This window comes from Allobosea sp. TAF32, assembly GCF_052113585.1.
Lineage (GTDB): Bacteria > Pseudomonadota > Alphaproteobacteria > Rhizobiales > Beijerinckiaceae > Allobosea.
On sequence record NZ_JBFRDM010000015.1, the window covers coordinates 40681 to 56704 of the forward strand.

Genomic DNA, 16024 nt, shown 5'->3' on the forward strand with positions numbered 1-16024 from the left:
AAGCTCCTCCTCGTCGGAGGCCAGGCGGTTCGTTCCGCCGATTGGCTCATGTCTCTGCGTCTATTCTGCGGCCCTGGCGCGATCCTGTGACGAGGCCAGCAGTCGGTCGAACGCCGCGAGATAATCGCAGGCCATCCGCTCGGCGGTGAAATGCTGCTCGAAATGGGCCCGCACCTTTGAACGATCCATGGCGGCGCTGCGCCTGCAGGCTGAAACGGCCTCGGCGATCGAGTCGACGATGATCCCGGACACTCCGTCGCTGACGATCTCCGGCACGGAGCCGTTGCGCCAGGCAATCACGGGCGTTCCCGCCGACATCGCCTCGATCATGACGAGGCCGAACGGCTCCGGCCAGTCGATCGGAAACAGGAGTGCCCGGGCACCGCCGAGAAACCCGGCCTTCTGCGCCTCGTCGATTTCTCCGATGAACTCGATCAAGGGATGATCGAGGAGCGGTGCGATCTGATTTCGGAAATATTCCTCGTCGACCGGGTCGACCTTCGCCGCGATCCGCAGGCGCATCCCGGCACGCTTGGCGATCTCGATGGCGCGGTCAGGTCGCTTCTCGGGCGTGATCCGTCCCAGGAAGGCGAGGTAATCCCCTCCCCGCGCATCGAACGGACATAGGCCCGGTCCCAGGCCGTGGTGGACGGTCGCCAACCAGTTTGCGGTGGCAGGCATCGGCTTTCGCTGCCCCTCGGAGATCGAGATTAGCGGCATCCGCGGGAAGGCCTGATAGACCGGCAGGAAATCAGGTAGGTCCAGACGCCCGTGCAAGGTCGTCACGCATTTGTGGGTCAGGTCCGAGAACATTGCGTGTTGGAGCAGATCGAGGTGGAAATGGATGACGTCGAATGACTCCTGCCGTTCCCGGACCTTCGCGAGCATGGCGAGGTGGCAGGCCGTGTGATCTCGGATGCCTGCCAGCCGCAAGCCCTGCGGTGCGCAGGCAACCAGTTCCGCCGAGGTGCGGGAATCGCCGGAGGCGAACAAGGTGACACGATGTCCTTGCCGCACGAGTTCCTCGGTAAGCCACGACGCCACCCGTTCCGTGCCGCCATACAGTCGCGGAGGAACCGACTCCGCCAGCGGCGCAACTTGCGCGATCCGCATCCGCTTGCTCTCCGGCCAATCCAACCCGCGAACGCGGGCGAGTTTTCAACGCCGGTCCGGGCCGAAAGTTCGGGATCAGAACTCTTCGATGCGGGTTTCCGCTCGGATGCGCGAGACGGTCTCCGGCATGGCCATCAGAATAAGAAGGAGAGCGATCACGCCCACCCCAGCAAGCACGGCAAAGGCCACGCCGTATCCGCCCCAAACGACCAGGCTGCCAGCGAATGCATAGCTCGACGCTCCTCCAATCCCTTGAAGGGTACCGAGCATTCCCCGCGCCATGTTGTAGCGCCCGCTGCCCAGCACCGCGCCGTACAGAACGAGCGGCAGGAGCACATCGAACAGCCCAGCCCCAGCTCCGTCGAGGAGCTGAAAGGCGATCATCCAGTAGGGGTTGTCGACCGTGGCGAACAGGATGCCGCGCAGCGGCAGAGCCGCGAACGCCAGGATGAGCAGCGGCTTGCCACCGATCCGGTTGGCGCGCATCACGAGGAAGGCCATCGGTATAGTCGCGAGTTGGGCGACGATGATCGCTGCCGACGTCACGGCGGTCTCGAAGCCCTTTGCTTCGAGCGCCAGCTTCTGGCTGGCGAGGGCCAGCATCGGCGCATTGGCGAAATGGAACAGCGCCGTGCCGATCGCCAGCACGGCAAAGGGGCGTTCAGCGAACAACTGCCGCCACGGATACGGCCGACCGTCCTCGGGGATGACGTCATCGAGGCCGCGAGCTCGCCGATGATCGATGGCGCCGGCCGGAATTGAAAGAACAGCGATCATCGACAGCCCGGCGAACAGCGGAAGCATATAGAAGACGCCGCGTTGCCCGAAATGCGTGCCGACTACCGCCGCCAAGGCGGCAATGAACAGGTTGCCCAGCCGGTCGAACGCGGCATTGCGCCCGAGCTGCGCGGCGACGCCGCGCACGCCGTAAAGCCCAAGCGTGATCGCCGCGATCGTGGGCGCGAAGACGGCCCCCAAGAGCGCCATGCTGACATCCGCGACGAACACGACGGATATCGTCGGATAAGTCGCAATGCCTGCGCCCAGAAGCGCGAGGAGCCAGGCCCCACCGATCATGAGACCGCGCTTGGCGCGCGTGGCGTCGATCAAAGCACCGATCGGCGCGTGAAAGGCGATCCCGATGAGACCGCTGGCGGTGAGCAAGGCACCAATCTTCGCCTGGTCCCAGCCGACCTCCGTGAGCAGGAAGACATTGACGTAAGGACCCAGCGCGCCGCGCAGATCCGCCAGCAGGAAGTTCAGCCAATCGAGGCTTGCCCGATGCGGCATTTGCTCCTCGCTTCACCGATTTTCACCGATCCAGGGCAACCGATCAGCATGGCCCGAGCGAAATAGAGGCGCTCCGCCGAATTCCTTTCCTTGGCCACCGCAGCCAGTTAATCGTTTTCGACCGGTCGCTGTTCCGCGCGCCGAAGCTTTGATCCGCTGCCCCCGATCGACATTCGCCAATCGCAATCGTCCGGGACTGGTCGTGCCCCGGGAAGTTGTTCGCCGGCACGGCGAGAGAGCCCATGACGCAGAACTCCGATCTCCATCATTCGGCCGCGAAAGGCGCGCCGCCGACGACCGGAACCGAAGTCGACCGGTGCGGTTTAGGGGTTTTCACATCCAGCCAGGAGGCTCCCATGGCGACTGAACCCAAGAAGCTCGACGACCTCTTTCTCGATACGCTCAAGGACATCTACTATGCCGAGAAGCAGATCCTGAAGGCCTTGCCCAAGATGGCGCGCGCGGCCAGCTCGCCGGAGGTCAGGAAGGCCTTCGAAACCCATCGAGACGAAACCGAAACCCATGTCGAGCGGCTCGCGGAGGTCTTCGAGCTTCTCGGCAAGGCGCCTCGCGGCAAGACCTGCGACGCCATCCTCGGCATCATCGACGAGGGCAAGAGCATCATCGAGGAATTCGAGGGCAGCCCGGCGATCGATGCGGGTCTGGTCGCCGCCGCGCAGGCCGTCGAGCATTACGAAATTGCCCGCTACGGCACTCTCAAGACCTGGGCCAAGGAGTTGGGGCTGAAGCAGGCCGTCGCCCTCCTCGACCAGACGTTGAGCGAGGAAACCAAGACCGACCAGCTTCTGTCCAAGATCGGCATTTCCTCGGCGAATAAGAAGGCGGCTTGATGCCCTTTTTGAAGCATCGCCACTGAAGGCGCCCGCTCCCGGAGCAGACGAACCTCAGCGATCTCGCAATCTCCGGGAGCTTGGGAACTGATGACGAAAACTTTCGAAATCCGCCGCTCAGGCAACGATTGGACCCTGACGTGCAGCGCGGCAGTGACCCACCTTCTCGAACCGGCGCGCGGGGTGGTCGAAGCCGCCGTCGCCAAGTGGCAGAGCGCGGAACGAAACCCGAGGTCTCTCAACCCCACGGAACCGCATCCCCGTTCGAACGGGGCGATACCGAGGGTCTCACGGAGAAGGATGAAGCGAGCGGATTAGAATCCGCCACCAATGGCGTGGCGTCCGAGAGACCCAGCAAAACGATCAGACTGATCGACGGCGCCTCATCGCCGGAGATCGTGTTGAAGGGATGAGCAATGGCTGCCCACGGGCTGGTGCATGGTGAGCTCGGGTGCAACTGCGTCCACCTTTGCGTCGACATGCAGCGTCTTTTCGGTCCGGGCTACCCGTGGGCGTTCCCTTGGCTTCAGAAGGTCCTGCCGGCGGTCGAGGAGCTTTGCGGCTCCAATCCGGAACGGACTCTATTCACCCGCTTCATACCTGCCGACCGCCAGGGTGAAGGGCGGGGCACGTGGCAGCGCTATTATCGAAGATGGCCCGAGGTGACCCTGGAGAAGGTGGGTGTTGAAGCCGTCAGCCTCTTGCCTTCTCTCGAACGATTTGTCCCGCCCGCCCATGTGCTGGACAAGAGAGTTTACTCACCCTGGACCGAAGGCCGCCTGGATCACTTCGTCGGGGAACGCCAGATCGAAACGGTCATCATCACCGGCGGCGAGACCGATGTCTGCGTACTCGCGACGGTGCTTGGAGCCGTCGATCGAGGCCTGAGGGTCGTGCTGGTCACGGACGCCCTGTGCAGTTCATCCGACGCAACGCACGACGCGCTGATGGAGCTGTACCTCTCTCGCTTCAGCCAGCAAATCGAGGCCGCCACCACGGACGAGGTTCTGGCACAGTGGCGGTAGCGGACGGTCAGCCTGGGAGCGGATCGGCGATCGGCCCGCCGACACGGCCACGAAGCAACGAAGCAATCATCGACCGATACTCGGACCACGTCGCCAACGATCTGGAGCACCCGTTACAGTAGACCTCGCTGTTGGGCGTCAGATTTTGCGGAATCCGCACGCTTGCCGATCCGCAGGCATCACATTGGAATCCGTCCTGGCGCATCTTCCCGCTTCCAGAATCCTGACCCGCCACTCACCGAAAGAGCATCCGCGCACGTCCGCGAAAGCGACTCGAAGTGCGGCGGAACATCGGCTCAATTTCGCGCGGCCATCACGCCGAGAATGAAACCCGCGGCAGCAGCCCATCCCAAAGCGCGAAGCGGACGTTGCCGGATTTCGTCCTCGAGCAATTCCTGGAATTCGCTGACGCGGTCCTGGACTGCGTCAGCCATTTCGTCGGTATGGATACCGATGCTCTCGAGATCGGATGCGACGGAGGACCCACTGTCGGGGTCGCGTCCTTCCGGCGTAGGCGACCTCGTTTTCCTGGCCATGGCAAGCCCCTCCATTCGTGAATAACCCCCAGCGGAGGAGTCGCGCGGCGGTGCGCGGCTCCTCCGACGTCGTCAGATCACCGGCGGGCGATACGGTGCGGCCGTTTCATCGAAACGACTCCAGCCCCCGGCACGATACTCTGCCAGCCGCGCATCGCGATCGATCGGAGTGGCGCCGTCCAGGATCGCCTCGACTGCCGGAACTTGCTCGTCGGCCACCTGAACCGAAACCACCGAGCCGCCGCGGCGCACCGTTTCGGCATAGTAGTTCGCGTCCTCCACGCTGTGCCCGGCGCTCGTCAGGGCACCAACGATGCCGCCGGCGACACCACCTGCGGCGGCCCCGGCCGCCGTCGATGCGAGCCAGCCCGCAGCGACCACGGGGCCGATCCCGGGGATCGCAATCAGTCCGATACCGGCAAGCAATCCCGCGGCACCGCCGAGGGCCGCGCCGATCCCGGCACCTTCCCCCGCATTGCTGTCATCGGCCTTGGCGTGCCGGCCGATCAGGCTGATGTCAGCGGGGCTGACGCCCTCGGCTTCGAGGGCTTCGACGACCGAATGCGCGGTTTCGTAGCTGTCATAGGAACGGGTTAGGGTCTGGGTCATTTGCTGTCTCCCGAGTTACTGGCGGGTGATGTTGCCGCGGTAGTCGACGGTGACGTTCACCTTCGCTCCGCCATGGGTCGCGCTGCCCTTCCAGATGCCGTTCGCATCCTTGGTCAGCGGTCCGACCTGCGAATACCCGTTGGCTTCCAGGCGGCTCTTGGCCTGTCCTTCGGTGAAGCTGTTGGCTCCCGGCAACGGAGCGTTCTTGTCGGCCTCGCCCTTCGGTGCAGGCATGGGCGAAGTGGTCGATGTCTGGGCGTGCGCAGTGAATGCGGTCGCCATCGCGACGAAAGAAAGTGCAATGAGCTTTCTCATGGGGAATGGTCCTCGATGAGGCGGCAAGCGCCGCGGGGTACCATTCGAACGATACAAGGACGGATTCTGTTCCCAGGCGACCAGCGACTGAACCGGGCTGCGGAATCGTCGTTGCCTTGCCTGAAGGGCAGCCAATCCTCCAAGGATTCAGGGCTCGTGCGCTGATCGAAATGTCTTCGGAATGATCATGGTCGTTCCAATCCGGAGAGGCCAGTCAAAGGCAGGGCCGGCATCCGGGGAATGGAGCTTGCACGCTGGCTTCGTTGACCTAAATCTTCCTCGCCAAGTTCATTGTTGGGAGAGAAACATGCCGTTCTCGTCCATGAGTGATCCCGCAGATCTCGCTCGGGCGTATGCAGCGTTGGAAGCCGTTTGGAACGAGGTGAGGGATACAATTCCCGAAGCGGACATCGAGAAGGAGCGAACCCGAATTGCCTATCTGGTGACGGCCTCCGTGCCGATGGCGCTCGACGAGGACGAGCTAACTCAGAGCGTCCTGCTCCAATATCGTCAATCGGCTTCCGCCTAAGCACGGCTGGACGGATCGAGGTTTAGCAACAGCCCTCGTTGATCGGCCAGTATTCGCGGCAACGCCGTCGCGGAACCCCGGGATGAAACATCGCGTTGGCCGTGCGTGGGACCAGCGATGGTGATTTCCGTGCCTAGATCCGTTTTCGCGCTGCTGAAGAAGTTCCAAGCAGCCTTGGTGTGCGGGTGCGTCTTGCTGGCTCCGTCTGTCGCCAGATCTCTCACCCCCGATGAGGTGAATCGAGCAGGCCTTCCCGTTGTCACGAGGACCAAGCTGACGCGGCCAAACGCATCGATCATCAAGGCTCAGGTCTTACTGGCGCGTCAGGGGGTCTCTCCCGGGGAGATCGACGGGCTTGATGGCGACAATTACCGAAAGGCCATCGACCAGTTCCGCCGCCGCGAAAACCTCGGGAACGGCGAGATCATCGACGCCGCGACCTGGCAGGCGCTCAAAGGGGACGTCAGCGCGGACATCGTCGCGGATTATGTCGTGACGAAGGAGGACGTCAAAACCCGGTTCGTCAGGCGCATTCCTCACGATTATGCCCGTCAGGCCAGGATGAAGCGGCTCGGCTACAGGAACGCGCAGGAGATGTTCGCCGAACGTTTTCACATGAGCGAAGGCCTTCTCAGGGAGCTCAACCCGCGAACGCATTATCGGAAGCGCGAGGAAACGCTGCACGTCGTCTCGGTCGGGCGCCCCCTCCCTCCCGACGAGGCTCGAATGGTCGAAGCCGACAAGAGGAACGGCATGGTGCGAGCGTTGGATGCAACCGGAAAGGCCATCGCGATGTATCCGGCCACCATCGGCAGCGAGGACACCCCGTCGCCAGAGGGCGAATACCGGGTGGTCAGGGTCGTGAAGAACCCGACTTATCACTACGACCCGGTCAAGAATTTCCAGCAGGGCAAGAACAAGCGCCGCCTGGTGCTTCCCAGAGGGCCCAACAACCCGGTCGGCACGGTCTGGATCGAGCTGTCGAAGCCGACCTTCGGCATTCATGGTACGCCTGAGCCCTCGAAGATCAGCAAGGCGTCGTCGCATGGCTGTGTCCGGCTCACAAATTGGGAAGCTGAGGAATTGGCCCAGCTCGTCAGGCCCGGCACAATGGTACGTTTCGTCGACTAGCCGAGACCACCTGGGCTGCCGGGTGAAGCCCTGCCCGAGCCGGGGTCATCGCTCTGGACCGCGGGATCATAGGACGATGGTCGGGCGTGCACGCGACGACATAGAAATTCGCGATGATGATGAAGGCGGGGGTGCCATCGTCTCCTTCCCGTTCGATGCCGCCGTCGTGGAACGCTTTCGAGAAGCTTTTCCGAGAGCGCGCTGGAGTGAGGATCTAGCTGCTTGGCGGATACCAGGCACGACGGCGATGCTTCGCGCGGCGCGATGGCTCGATCGTGAGCTCCCGAGTGTATTCACCCTCGCGGATGAGCGCGGCCGCGATTCCTTTTCGTTCGAGCCGATCGTCAGCCCTTATCTGGAGGTCGCGGATGAGATCGTCGTGCGCACCCCTTATTCACGAACCGTCGTCGAGGAATTGCGCGCGGTTCCGTGGGCCTGGTGGAACGGAGAAGACAAGGCTTGGCACGTGCCGTTTCGATCGATCGATGAACTTCGCAGGAGATGGCCGGCGATCGAGGCCGCCGCCGAACGCAGCGAGCCGGAAGTTCGAAGGCAACGGCGCGAAGCGGCGAAATCCTCGCCCGAGTACGAAGACGCCAAAGCAGCGATGACTGAGCGCCGCCGCCGGCGCTATCCTGTCCCGGCGAGCGAGCAGCCGCCGCTCGACAGAGTGCTCATGTCCCATGAAGGACCGCTCGTCGTCCTTGAGGTTACCGGCGAGGTCGTTCCCGCAGAGACCGCCGCCCGGCATTACCCTTGGAGCACCGGACAACCCGACGATCTGGTCTGGGCATTGTGGCGTCGCCCGACGCACGACGAACTTGTGAAAACCTGGCCTGCTCGACATCCCGCCGCGGTGAGCGCCCTCCTCCGAGGATGGTGGCAACCTACGCTCGAGCAATTGCGCATCGCGCGCCGCGCGGCGAGATCATTGGAGCGCGCTCGAGAAACTCGACGTCGTCGCGGCCGTTCCGACGATCCGGCGAGTTGAGTCCCTTTCTGCTTTGGCTTTGGCATCTTGGCAAAACGCTCCGGCGCGCTAAAATTCTCGGCATTCCGATCACGAGCTGCGGGGAAGGAGCCATGCCATTCTCATCCTTGAACGATCCGGTTGATCTCGCGCGAGCACAGGCCGCCCTGGATGCTGCGTGGGACGAAATTAAATCGACTATTCCCAGCGCGCGTGACGAAATGGAGAGAACCCGATTGGCCTATATCGTGGCCTCGCTGGTCACCGTTGCAGAAGGCGAAGGTGATCTGAAGAGACGCGCAGTCGGGCGCTACCGACAGTCCGCAGAGACTCTCGCCGCGGGATCCTCGTAACTGGAACTTGAAACATCGACGACCCGCAGATGACATGAGCACTAACGGATGCCGCCGCTACCCGGGACATGCGGCAGTTTAACTGGCGAACGCGCTATCGAGTGCTGAAGCCGCGGCTTCGTCGCCGAGTTGCGACAGGCCAAAGGCGATAGCCGCTTGAATTGCCAGGTGAGCAAGCGCGCCTGGAGCGAGCGGACCGAACTCGCAGTGCAATGCGCGTGTTTCACCGGCACGTGCGAAACCGACGAAAACACGTCCGACCGGGTTTCCGTCCTCGTCGGGTTCCGCGACAGTCACGCGTCGGGCCGACGTCAGCGCAGCGCGTCCTCGATCACATCGCACAGGCCACCTCGCCCATCGAAGCACTGGAGAACGCCCCTGCCCCACAGCGCGCCGGCGAAGACTGGCCCGGGTTCATCGCAGCAGTCACCGAGATCCGCTCGGGCGGCGCTGGCTGGCGCAGTGAAATCGAGCGCGCTCGCCGGTGGTACGAGCCGCATCTCGAACGGATCCATGAGGACGCTTCCACACGGCAGGCCGATCTCGTGCAGCTCGAGCAGATCGCCAGCGGCTACCCTTCCCGGGAGCGCTTCCTGACCGATCCCCCCGATGCGACAAGCGACCAGGCCGGAGTACCGCACCTCGATGAGGACTACCTGATCCTGTCGACAATCCATTCGGCTAAGGGCCAGGAATGGAAATCGGTCTTCGTCATGAACACCGTCGACGGCTGCCTTCCGATTGACCTGGGGACTGGATCGAGGGACGAGATCGAGGAGGAACGCCGTCTGCTCTATGTCGCGATGACGCGGGCGAAGGACGACCTGCATCTCGTCGTGCCACAGCGCTTCTTTACCAGTGGCCAATCCGGGACCGGCGACCGCCACGTCTACGCCAACCGCACAAGGTTCATCCCGAATGGCTTGCTCGGTCATTTCGAGCGGATCGCCTGGCCGATCACCTCAGGGACGGAAACCGGCCGGACGCCGAGCGCCGACCCCAAGGTCGACGTACGAGCCAAGATGCGGGGTATGTGGCGATAATCGGTCAGGCCGATAGCTGGCCTCATCAGATCGAGATCGAGGTTCCCTGGGCCGGGTTCGACATGAAGCTTCGCGCCGTCGAAACATGGCTGGCAGAGTGGGAAATCCCTTACCGCATTGGCTCCTCGCTCGGCCCGGTCGGACGGATGCGGATCTGCTTCCCCAGGAGAGATTCGCCCGCGCGTTCCGTCATTACCATGGCGGACGGATCGTTCCCTCCGATGAAGTCGCGGCGATCCGAATGCGTTTCAAGGGTCGGGAACCGCGCGCCAACGGCGTTGCCCGCAATCCCGAAACCAGGCCGCGCATTCAATCAACTCTCAGAAGCACATACCAACCCTTCCCAGGATGGCACTGCCGTTCGGCCGAGAGTGGGGCAACGTTGTCGTTTGCGAGAGCTCCGGCGATCGTGCAGTTATTGACATATACCGGAAGAGGTATAAGTATGAACGGCATCCCAAGGCCCTTACGATGGTTCGTGCCCTCTCGTGAGGAAATGCAGAGCATGCCGGAGGATATAAAGGATCAGGTCGGCTTTCGATTGCGACGCCTCCAGAATGGCGAGCATGGAAACGACAGGCATATCAAGAGGTTTGGAGAAGATCAGAGGATTTCAGACCTCATCAAGATCGTTGCCGAAGGCGATGACGGCAACACATACCGTTGCGCCGTGACCGTCGAATTCGACGAAGGTCTTTGGGTTATTGATATCTTTGAGAAACGAGCTAGCTCGGGGATAAGTACCCCGAAGAAGGACATCGACAGGATTGCCGACAGGCTTAAGCGGTTGAGAGTCTTTAGACAGACGCCCGAAGGCCTCAAGGTAATCGCAGGAATGGAAGCAGAATCCGAAGCGTCCCGGCGACGTTCTATGCCCGGACACGGAAGCATGCGGAAGCCGCAAGGAGGACGCTGATGGAAAAAATGGTAGCATATGGAAGCGGGAACGTGTTCGAAGACCTCGGCGTAAACAACGCCGAAGAGCACCTCGCAAAGGCTGATCTGGTATCGAAGATCGCATCCGTCATCGAGACACGCGGTCTGACCCAGGTCGAAGCCGCTCGCCTCATCGGCCTACCTCAACCCAAGGTTTCCCTCTTGGTTAGGGGCATATTCCGTGACTTCAGCACCGAACGTCTATGCCGCATCCTGAATAGGCTTGGCGTGACGGTGTCAATGGTTTTGATCGAAGAGCCGGACTGGCGCCCCGGCATGACGACTGTCAGCGAACAAGAGCAAGATTCCGACGATCTGTTCTATGGGGACACCGAGCAGAGCGGTCCTGCCTTCTCCCTCTAAAGGCGAACTGCTCGGTATCGTCATCGTCGGAGGTTTATGGCCCGGCGGAAGCCGGGATACGACGCCGTCAGTTCCTCGGCGGCAGCCCGGCATAGCCATTCTCATATGCCTCGATACCGATCCGTCAGAGCGTGCCGAAAAGATCGACAGCGATCCTCCGAGCCGACGTGACACCGAGCGAGAGCGCGATCAGCCCTTAGCGGCCCCGCCTCGGCGTAGCCACTCGTATTCGTCGATGCCCACACGGGCGAGCGTACTTGCGAGGTCGACCGCGATCCGCTGCGCCTTCGTGGAATCGATATCGCCGACCCACTCGTATACCCGGCCTTCGGAGGCGCTGAAGGAATACCCCCGGATCACGCCACCCTCTACTCTGGCAAAGGCTCGAATACTGCGCGTTTCCGGGTCCGGCGCGAATTTATCGTAATGGCGGGCGCCGGGTTCCTTCTTCACATTGAGCAGCACCCGCCCTCCTTCCGCCTGGACAACAATATTGTCGCCCTTCTTGCCTCCGACCGCGAGCTGAATGAAGGGAAAGTAGCGCGCTTCCTCAACCCGAACGGTATCGCACGCTGGCTGGACGCAGAGAAAGTAGCGAGGCTTGGCCTCCATCGTTCGAACCAGCGTTCCCAAGGTCAAAGTCGGCAACCACCCTTCGGGCAACGCGGTGAATCCCTTGAACTCCCGAACATAGGTCGCGAGCCGAGCGAAATCCTGGCTAGCGGTTCGCTCTGCGCTCTTGGGATCGCCATTACCTCCCGGGACGAAGAGCCCCTGATGAAATTGATGGTCTTCGCAACCACCCGCAAGGACCTTGGTTTTAAGGTCTTCCCTTTTGAGCTTCAGCTTTTCGAGATCCTTCTCGATGCCTTCTCCTGCGAAATTGTGATCAAACCAGGCCTCGATCTCGTCGTGCCCTAGAGAGCCGCCCAACCGGTTAGGAAGTGACAACGTCCCCCTGATCTGGAGCATCAACAGGGACATCGCGAATCCGCGCGCATCGCCGGGGTCCGGCGAGAGCATGCGGTGCCCGACGAAGGCCGGATCCAACCTGCGATGGAAGGTCGCCAGCAGGTGATGGGTGGCGTCGCGCAATGCGCCAATGCCCAGCAATGCAAAATTCGAAAGCAGCCCGCTGCTCAATTGCGAGAATTCAGCGACAGCCAATTCGGGAAGGGATTCAACGGGCTTTCCCTGTTTCCCCACCTTCTTCTGGACGAAGCGAATCCTGCAATTGGCAGCGCCGATCAGCGTATCCTCGTTGGCGTCCAACTCGCACTGGATACCATTGGACTTTAGGTGCGCCGCCAGTTTCTTCCGCCGGTCATCGAGAGGAACAGCACTCGTGTACACGATGATAAGGCGAAGTCGTCCCTCGCGAGACTGATCGCTCTTCAAAATGTCCGTTAGAATTGCCAGCGCAAGCTCGTCATCCGTCTTGCGCAGGTACCAATCGACGATAACGATGTCGGCAACCGCGGCTGCCTTGACCGCTCGGGAGACGACATCCTCGTCCTTGTCCGACGCCATTGGCTTGAGAACGCCACAGACGATCTGATTGTCGAGAAAGGCATCGGCAAGTGGCTTGATAAGTAGGTCCGATGGTGAGCCCGTGTCGGGGTCCCCTACCGCGGCAGCTTTCGCTGCCGACTCCCCGGGCGCCGCGGCTGGTTCTTCCCCGCCTGCGGCAAAGTCTGGAGCGTCCACAGGATCGGTTGGCGTGGCCTCCGGAGGAGCGATGATGTCGTCATCGATAACGATGGCCGTCTTGAGAAATCGCTTCGCGGCCTTCTTGCCGTAATCGTCGAAGCTCAGCTTCTTCACCTCTGCCCTGGCGTCCAATTACTGCCCCCCTGACGCATCGAGCATGTCCACCGCCACATCGATTACGAAGGTCGGCTCGATGTCCACGCTCGCTCTGTCCAGCCGAATATCCATGCCTTCCTTCCGCAGGGCATCCCTGGAAAGATAAAGGCCCATGCCGCGGCCGGTCGGCTTGTTGCTGACCCCGAACTCGAACATGCGCTCTGCCTCGCGTGGATCGATTCCCGGGCCGTTGTTCGAGATCGTCAGTCGGCCGTGCCCGATGCCCAACGTGATCGTCCGCGATCCATCCCGGCTCTGGCCGAGCCAATAAATCGCGTTGTCGACGACATTGGCGAAGACGGGCAGGATCGTGGATGGGAATGTTGTGACGGTCGCGATCCGAAATTCCCGCGGCACGATCAACTCGATGCCGTGTCGTTCCAGTCGCGGGCCGAAAACGGTCCGAAGGAATTCCTCAATCTCGATCCCGGCCAGCGGAACGCGGCGACGATGCAGACGCCTGTTCAGCGGCGTGAATAGCTGGAGGTAGGACTCCAGATGCTCGAAACTGACCCGGAGCCGACCGTAGAGATCCTCGAGGCCGCGATTCTTGCTCGCCCAGGGCTTGAGCGCTTCCAGGCCACGGTTGATGTTCCGAACCTGGCCTGCGAATTCATGCTGGACCAGCCCGAGCGCCAATCCGATCTGCGCCAGATCGGCGTACTGGTCGACCCGCTCTCGGAGTTCCTCGTTCTCGCTCTCGAGCACCGCAGTAACTTCGGAAGGCGACACCGGGTCATCGAGACCGGCCATGATGGTCGTGAGCTGCTCGCCGAGCGACTGCATGAGCTGGGTAGACCGCTCGGCAGCTCCCCTCACCTGCTCGATCAGCCTGTCGCGACGCCTCTCGATGTCCTCGGGCGTCAGCGTCGCGATTTCGGTGCGGGCCAGATCCGATTTCACGGACTCGACCTGGTTGCTCAAATCCCCCCATGAACGCCTGATCGTCGCCTTTATCTCGTCGTCGAACCTCTCGAGCGTCGAGTTCACCTGTTTCCTGGCAGAGCCCGCAGATGACAGTGCCGCATCGGACTCGCGGCGTACCGGTTCATCCAACCTCCGGCGCGGGTCGACCTGGGCATGCCCGCTCGCCGAGAGTTCTCGAATTCGAGTCGTAATTTCCTCGACCAACGGGTTGTAGTGGTCGGCAATCAGCCGCGTCCGCTCCCGGGTGTAGGCCTGCCAGTCCTGGCTCTGGCGCTTGTTCAACCCGAACTGCCTCGGCCGCGTGATCGCGATGCTGTCGCGCAGATTCTTCGTGGCGACCTGGAGATTCTCTTCGAGAGCGAGCAGTTGCTCCCCGGCAACGATCGGCCTGGTTTCATGACGTATGGCCTCGAGCTTGTTTGAGAATTCGGCTTGCAACTCCCGTGATCGATTTTCGAAGGTGCGTCTGCGCGCTTCCTCGAAAAAGCCCTCCAACGCCTTGTTGAAATCCGCCTTGGCGCTCGCGACGCTTCTGGCGCGCTTCTGGAGGATCGCGTGTTCGCGCTGCTTGATTTTCCGCATCTCGTCGAAATCCGTCGAGATCCGGGCCGTCTCGCGGAAGAAATCGAGAGCCAAGCGCTGGAACAGCGTCTCCAGCATCGCCACGAGTTGGCGGTAAGCCTTGTTCTGGCGAAAGCCCTCGCGGCCGGCCTTCTCCACGAGATTTGGATTGGCGGCGTGCGTGAGAACGACGTCGCCGATCAGCCGTCGATAGGAGAAGAACCAATCCTGTGCCGACAGCGTCCGGCGACGCTCGATGTTCAGCCAATCGACGTCGGAATTCCCGTACGGGAGGATTCTGATACCATCCCGATAGATGTAGAGGCCGCCGATCCGATCCAGCTTGTCGCTGAGCCGCTTCCACTCGTCGAGTGGCATGCGGGTGTCCTTCGGGGTGCCCTGGACGTAAGCAAAGCTAACCTCGAACGGACCGCACTCGGTCAGGCCTGTTATGTCGTTCGGCGGCGCTAGCTTGTAGGCATGCTCGATCTGATCGTAGATGCGAACGGTACCGGTGAAGCTGCCGAACTCATCGAAGCTTCCGCTGATATGGTGATCCGCGGATGCCAGTTCCTCAGGCGAGAAGAACGCATACGGCCCGATCAGGTCCTCCGAGGATCCGTCGGCACGATGGTCGACGAACTCAGCCACGATCGGCGGCGCCTGATCCTGACCGTGCAAGGTGTTCCCGAACCCCAATAGGAAGCGTTGCAGCGGCATTGCGCCGTCCGCCGAGAGCTGGTCGGAAGCCAAATCGAGGGCGAGTTCGGGAGCGCTCGGCTTGATCAGGAAGTGGGTGCCGTAGTCCTTGCCCAGGCCCATCCCGCCAAGCGCGGCATAAACCCGGACGGGGTCGACAACGAAGCCCTTCAGCTCGTTGGTGATGCGCGCACGGGCATCAGGGCTGAGCACTTCGCCGACCACCTCCACATTGGCAAGGCAAGCCGACACCAGCCCATCGATTTCCTGCTGGCTCGGCGGCCTGAAGCCGTCGAGCTCGATGATGGGCACATCGATCTGGTCCAGATCCAATCCGGGCTGCTCGAACAACGACCAATTCACCAAGGCACAGACGGGCCTATGCAGGCCGTCTTCCCTGACCGCTCGCGAATAGACCAGGACCTGGGGACCGATCGCGGCGATCGCCAAGCGACCGATACCCTTCTCGCCCAGCGCCGGCCGGCGCGGCAGGTTTTCGGGGCCCGTCCAGAACGGGGCATCGGGATCGTTCTGGCCGACCTTGCTCTCGGTTCCGAGCGTCAGCCATTTCGTCTCGAGGTCTTCTCGGGTCATCCCGAGGCCGTTGTCTCGGAGCAGGAAGAGATCGAGCGAGTGGATGTAGTCGACGCGCACGCGATCGGCGTAGGCATCGTGCGCGTTCTTGAACAGCTCGTGGATGGCGGTGGGAATGCCCGCGATCTGCTGCCGTCCCAGCATGTCGACCGCGCGGGCGCGAACTGATCCGCCCCCGCCGGCTGGTCCAAGGTGATTGTTAGTGGACGGTTGGTCTCGACACCAGCGCGGGCGGCGTAGCTGGTCCGGGTTGCGCAGCCGCCCTCGCGGTCATGGCGGGGATGAAGACCTCTGGCGCGGGAGGCTTGTATCC

General features: G+C 62.1%; 14 protein-coding genes and 1 pseudogene. 8 read left to right on the forward strand and 7 right to left on the reverse strand.

What is annotated here, in order from left to right; translation table 11 throughout:
* Window positions 1-60: 60 nt before the first annotated feature.
* On the reverse strand, window positions 61-1113 hold the full coding sequence (locus AB4Z16_RS26715; protein ID WP_441514353.1) for a glycosyltransferase family 4 protein: 1053 nt from the start codon (window positions 1111-1113) through the stop codon (window positions 61-63).
* Between the two features lie 75 nt (window positions 1114-1188).
* Window positions 1189-2403 (reverse strand): MFS transporter, encoded by a 1215-nt coding sequence (locus AB4Z16_RS26720; protein WP_441514354.1) that lies wholly within the window; start codon window positions 2401-2403, stop codon window positions 1189-1191.
* A 356-nt stretch (window positions 2404-2759) separates the two neighbouring features.
* Between AB4Z16_RS26720 and AB4Z16_RS26725 the strand changes: the two genes are divergently transcribed.
* Together AB4Z16_RS26725 and AB4Z16_RS26730 are read left to right on the forward strand one after the other, a co-directional pair.
* Window positions 2760-3254, forward strand: coding sequence for a YciE/YciF ferroxidase family protein (locus AB4Z16_RS26725; protein WP_441473914.1), 495 nt, complete (start codon window positions 2760-2762; stop codon window positions 3252-3254).
* A 416-nt stretch (window positions 3255-3670) separates the two neighbouring features.
* Window positions 3671-4279 (forward strand): cysteine hydrolase family protein, encoded by a 609-nt coding sequence (locus AB4Z16_RS26730; protein ID WP_441514355.1) that lies wholly within the window; start codon window positions 3671-3673, stop codon window positions 4277-4279.
* Window positions 4280-4575: 296 nt separating this feature from the next.
* On the opposite strand, the gene AB4Z16_RS26735 is transcribed toward AB4Z16_RS26730, so the two are convergent.
* From AB4Z16_RS26735 to AB4Z16_RS26745, 3 genes are all read right to left on the reverse strand, one after another.
* On the reverse strand, window positions 4576-4815 hold the full coding sequence (locus tag AB4Z16_RS26735; protein ID WP_441514356.1) for a hypothetical protein: 240 nt from the start codon (window positions 4813-4815) through the stop codon (window positions 4576-4578).
* Window positions 4816-4887: 72 nt separating this feature from the next.
* Entirely contained in the window at window positions 4888-5424 is a 537-nt protein-coding gene (locus tag AB4Z16_RS26740) for a hypothetical protein (RefSeq protein WP_441514357.1), read from the reverse strand.
* A 15-nt stretch (window positions 5425-5439) separates the two neighbouring features.
* Window positions 5440-5739, reverse strand: coding sequence for a PepSY domain-containing protein (locus tag AB4Z16_RS26745; RefSeq protein ID WP_441514358.1), 300 nt, complete (start codon window positions 5737-5739; stop codon window positions 5440-5442).
* A 307-nt stretch (window positions 5740-6046) separates the two neighbouring features.
* On the opposite strand from AB4Z16_RS26745, the gene AB4Z16_RS26750 reads away from it, so the two are divergent.
* From AB4Z16_RS26750 to AB4Z16_RS26775, 6 genes and pseudogenes are all read left to right on the forward strand, one after another.
* On the forward strand, window positions 6047-6268 hold the full coding sequence (locus tag AB4Z16_RS26750) for a hypothetical protein (RefSeq protein ID WP_441514359.1): 222 nt from the start codon (window positions 6047-6049) through the stop codon (window positions 6266-6268).
* 117 nt (window positions 6269-6385) lie between these two features.
* Window positions 6386-7399 carry a L,D-transpeptidase gene (locus AB4Z16_RS26755; RefSeq protein WP_441514360.1) on the forward strand — a complete coding sequence of 338 codons (1014 nt, stop codon included), beginning with the start codon at window positions 6386-6388 and terminating at the stop codon, window positions 7397-7399.
* A gap of 76 nt (window positions 7400-7475) precedes the next feature.
* Window positions 7476-8390: a hypothetical protein gene (locus AB4Z16_RS26760; protein WP_441514361.1), complete on the forward strand. Its 915-nt coding sequence runs from the start codon at window positions 7476-7478 to the stop codon at window positions 8388-8390.
* A 559-nt stretch (window positions 8391-8949) separates the two neighbouring features.
* A pseudogene (locus AB4Z16_RS26765) lies at window positions 8950-9765 on the forward strand (3'-5' exonuclease); the annotation flags it as partial.
* A 496-nt stretch (window positions 9766-10261) separates the two neighbouring features.
* Window positions 10262-10681 (forward strand): type II toxin-antitoxin system RelE/ParE family toxin, encoded by a 420-nt coding sequence (locus tag AB4Z16_RS26770; RefSeq protein ID WP_441514367.1) that lies wholly within the window; start codon window positions 10262-10264, stop codon window positions 10679-10681.
* A gap of 32 nt (window positions 10682-10713) precedes the next feature.
* A complete protein-coding gene (locus AB4Z16_RS26775; protein ID WP_441514362.1) occupies window positions 10714-11064 on the forward strand; it encodes a helix-turn-helix domain-containing protein in 351 nt (116 codons plus the stop codon).
* A gap of 189 nt (window positions 11065-11253) precedes the next feature.
* Here the strand turns inward: AB4Z16_RS26775 and AB4Z16_RS26780 are convergent, their stop codons facing one another.
* Together AB4Z16_RS26780 and AB4Z16_RS26785 are read right to left on the reverse strand one after the other, a co-directional pair.
* The gene (locus AB4Z16_RS26780) at window positions 11254-12888 is read right to left on the reverse strand and encodes a response regulator receiver domain (RefSeq protein ID WP_441514363.1); all 1635 of its coding nucleotides are present in this window, start codon (window positions 12886-12888) and stop codon (window positions 11254-11256) included.
* Window positions 12889-12906: 18 nt separating this feature from the next.
* Complete coding sequence (locus AB4Z16_RS26785) at window positions 12907-15855, reverse strand: ATP-binding protein (RefSeq protein WP_441514364.1); 2949 nt, start codon at window positions 15853-15855, stop codon at window positions 12907-12909.
* Between the last annotated feature and the right edge of the window lie 169 nt (window positions 15856-16024).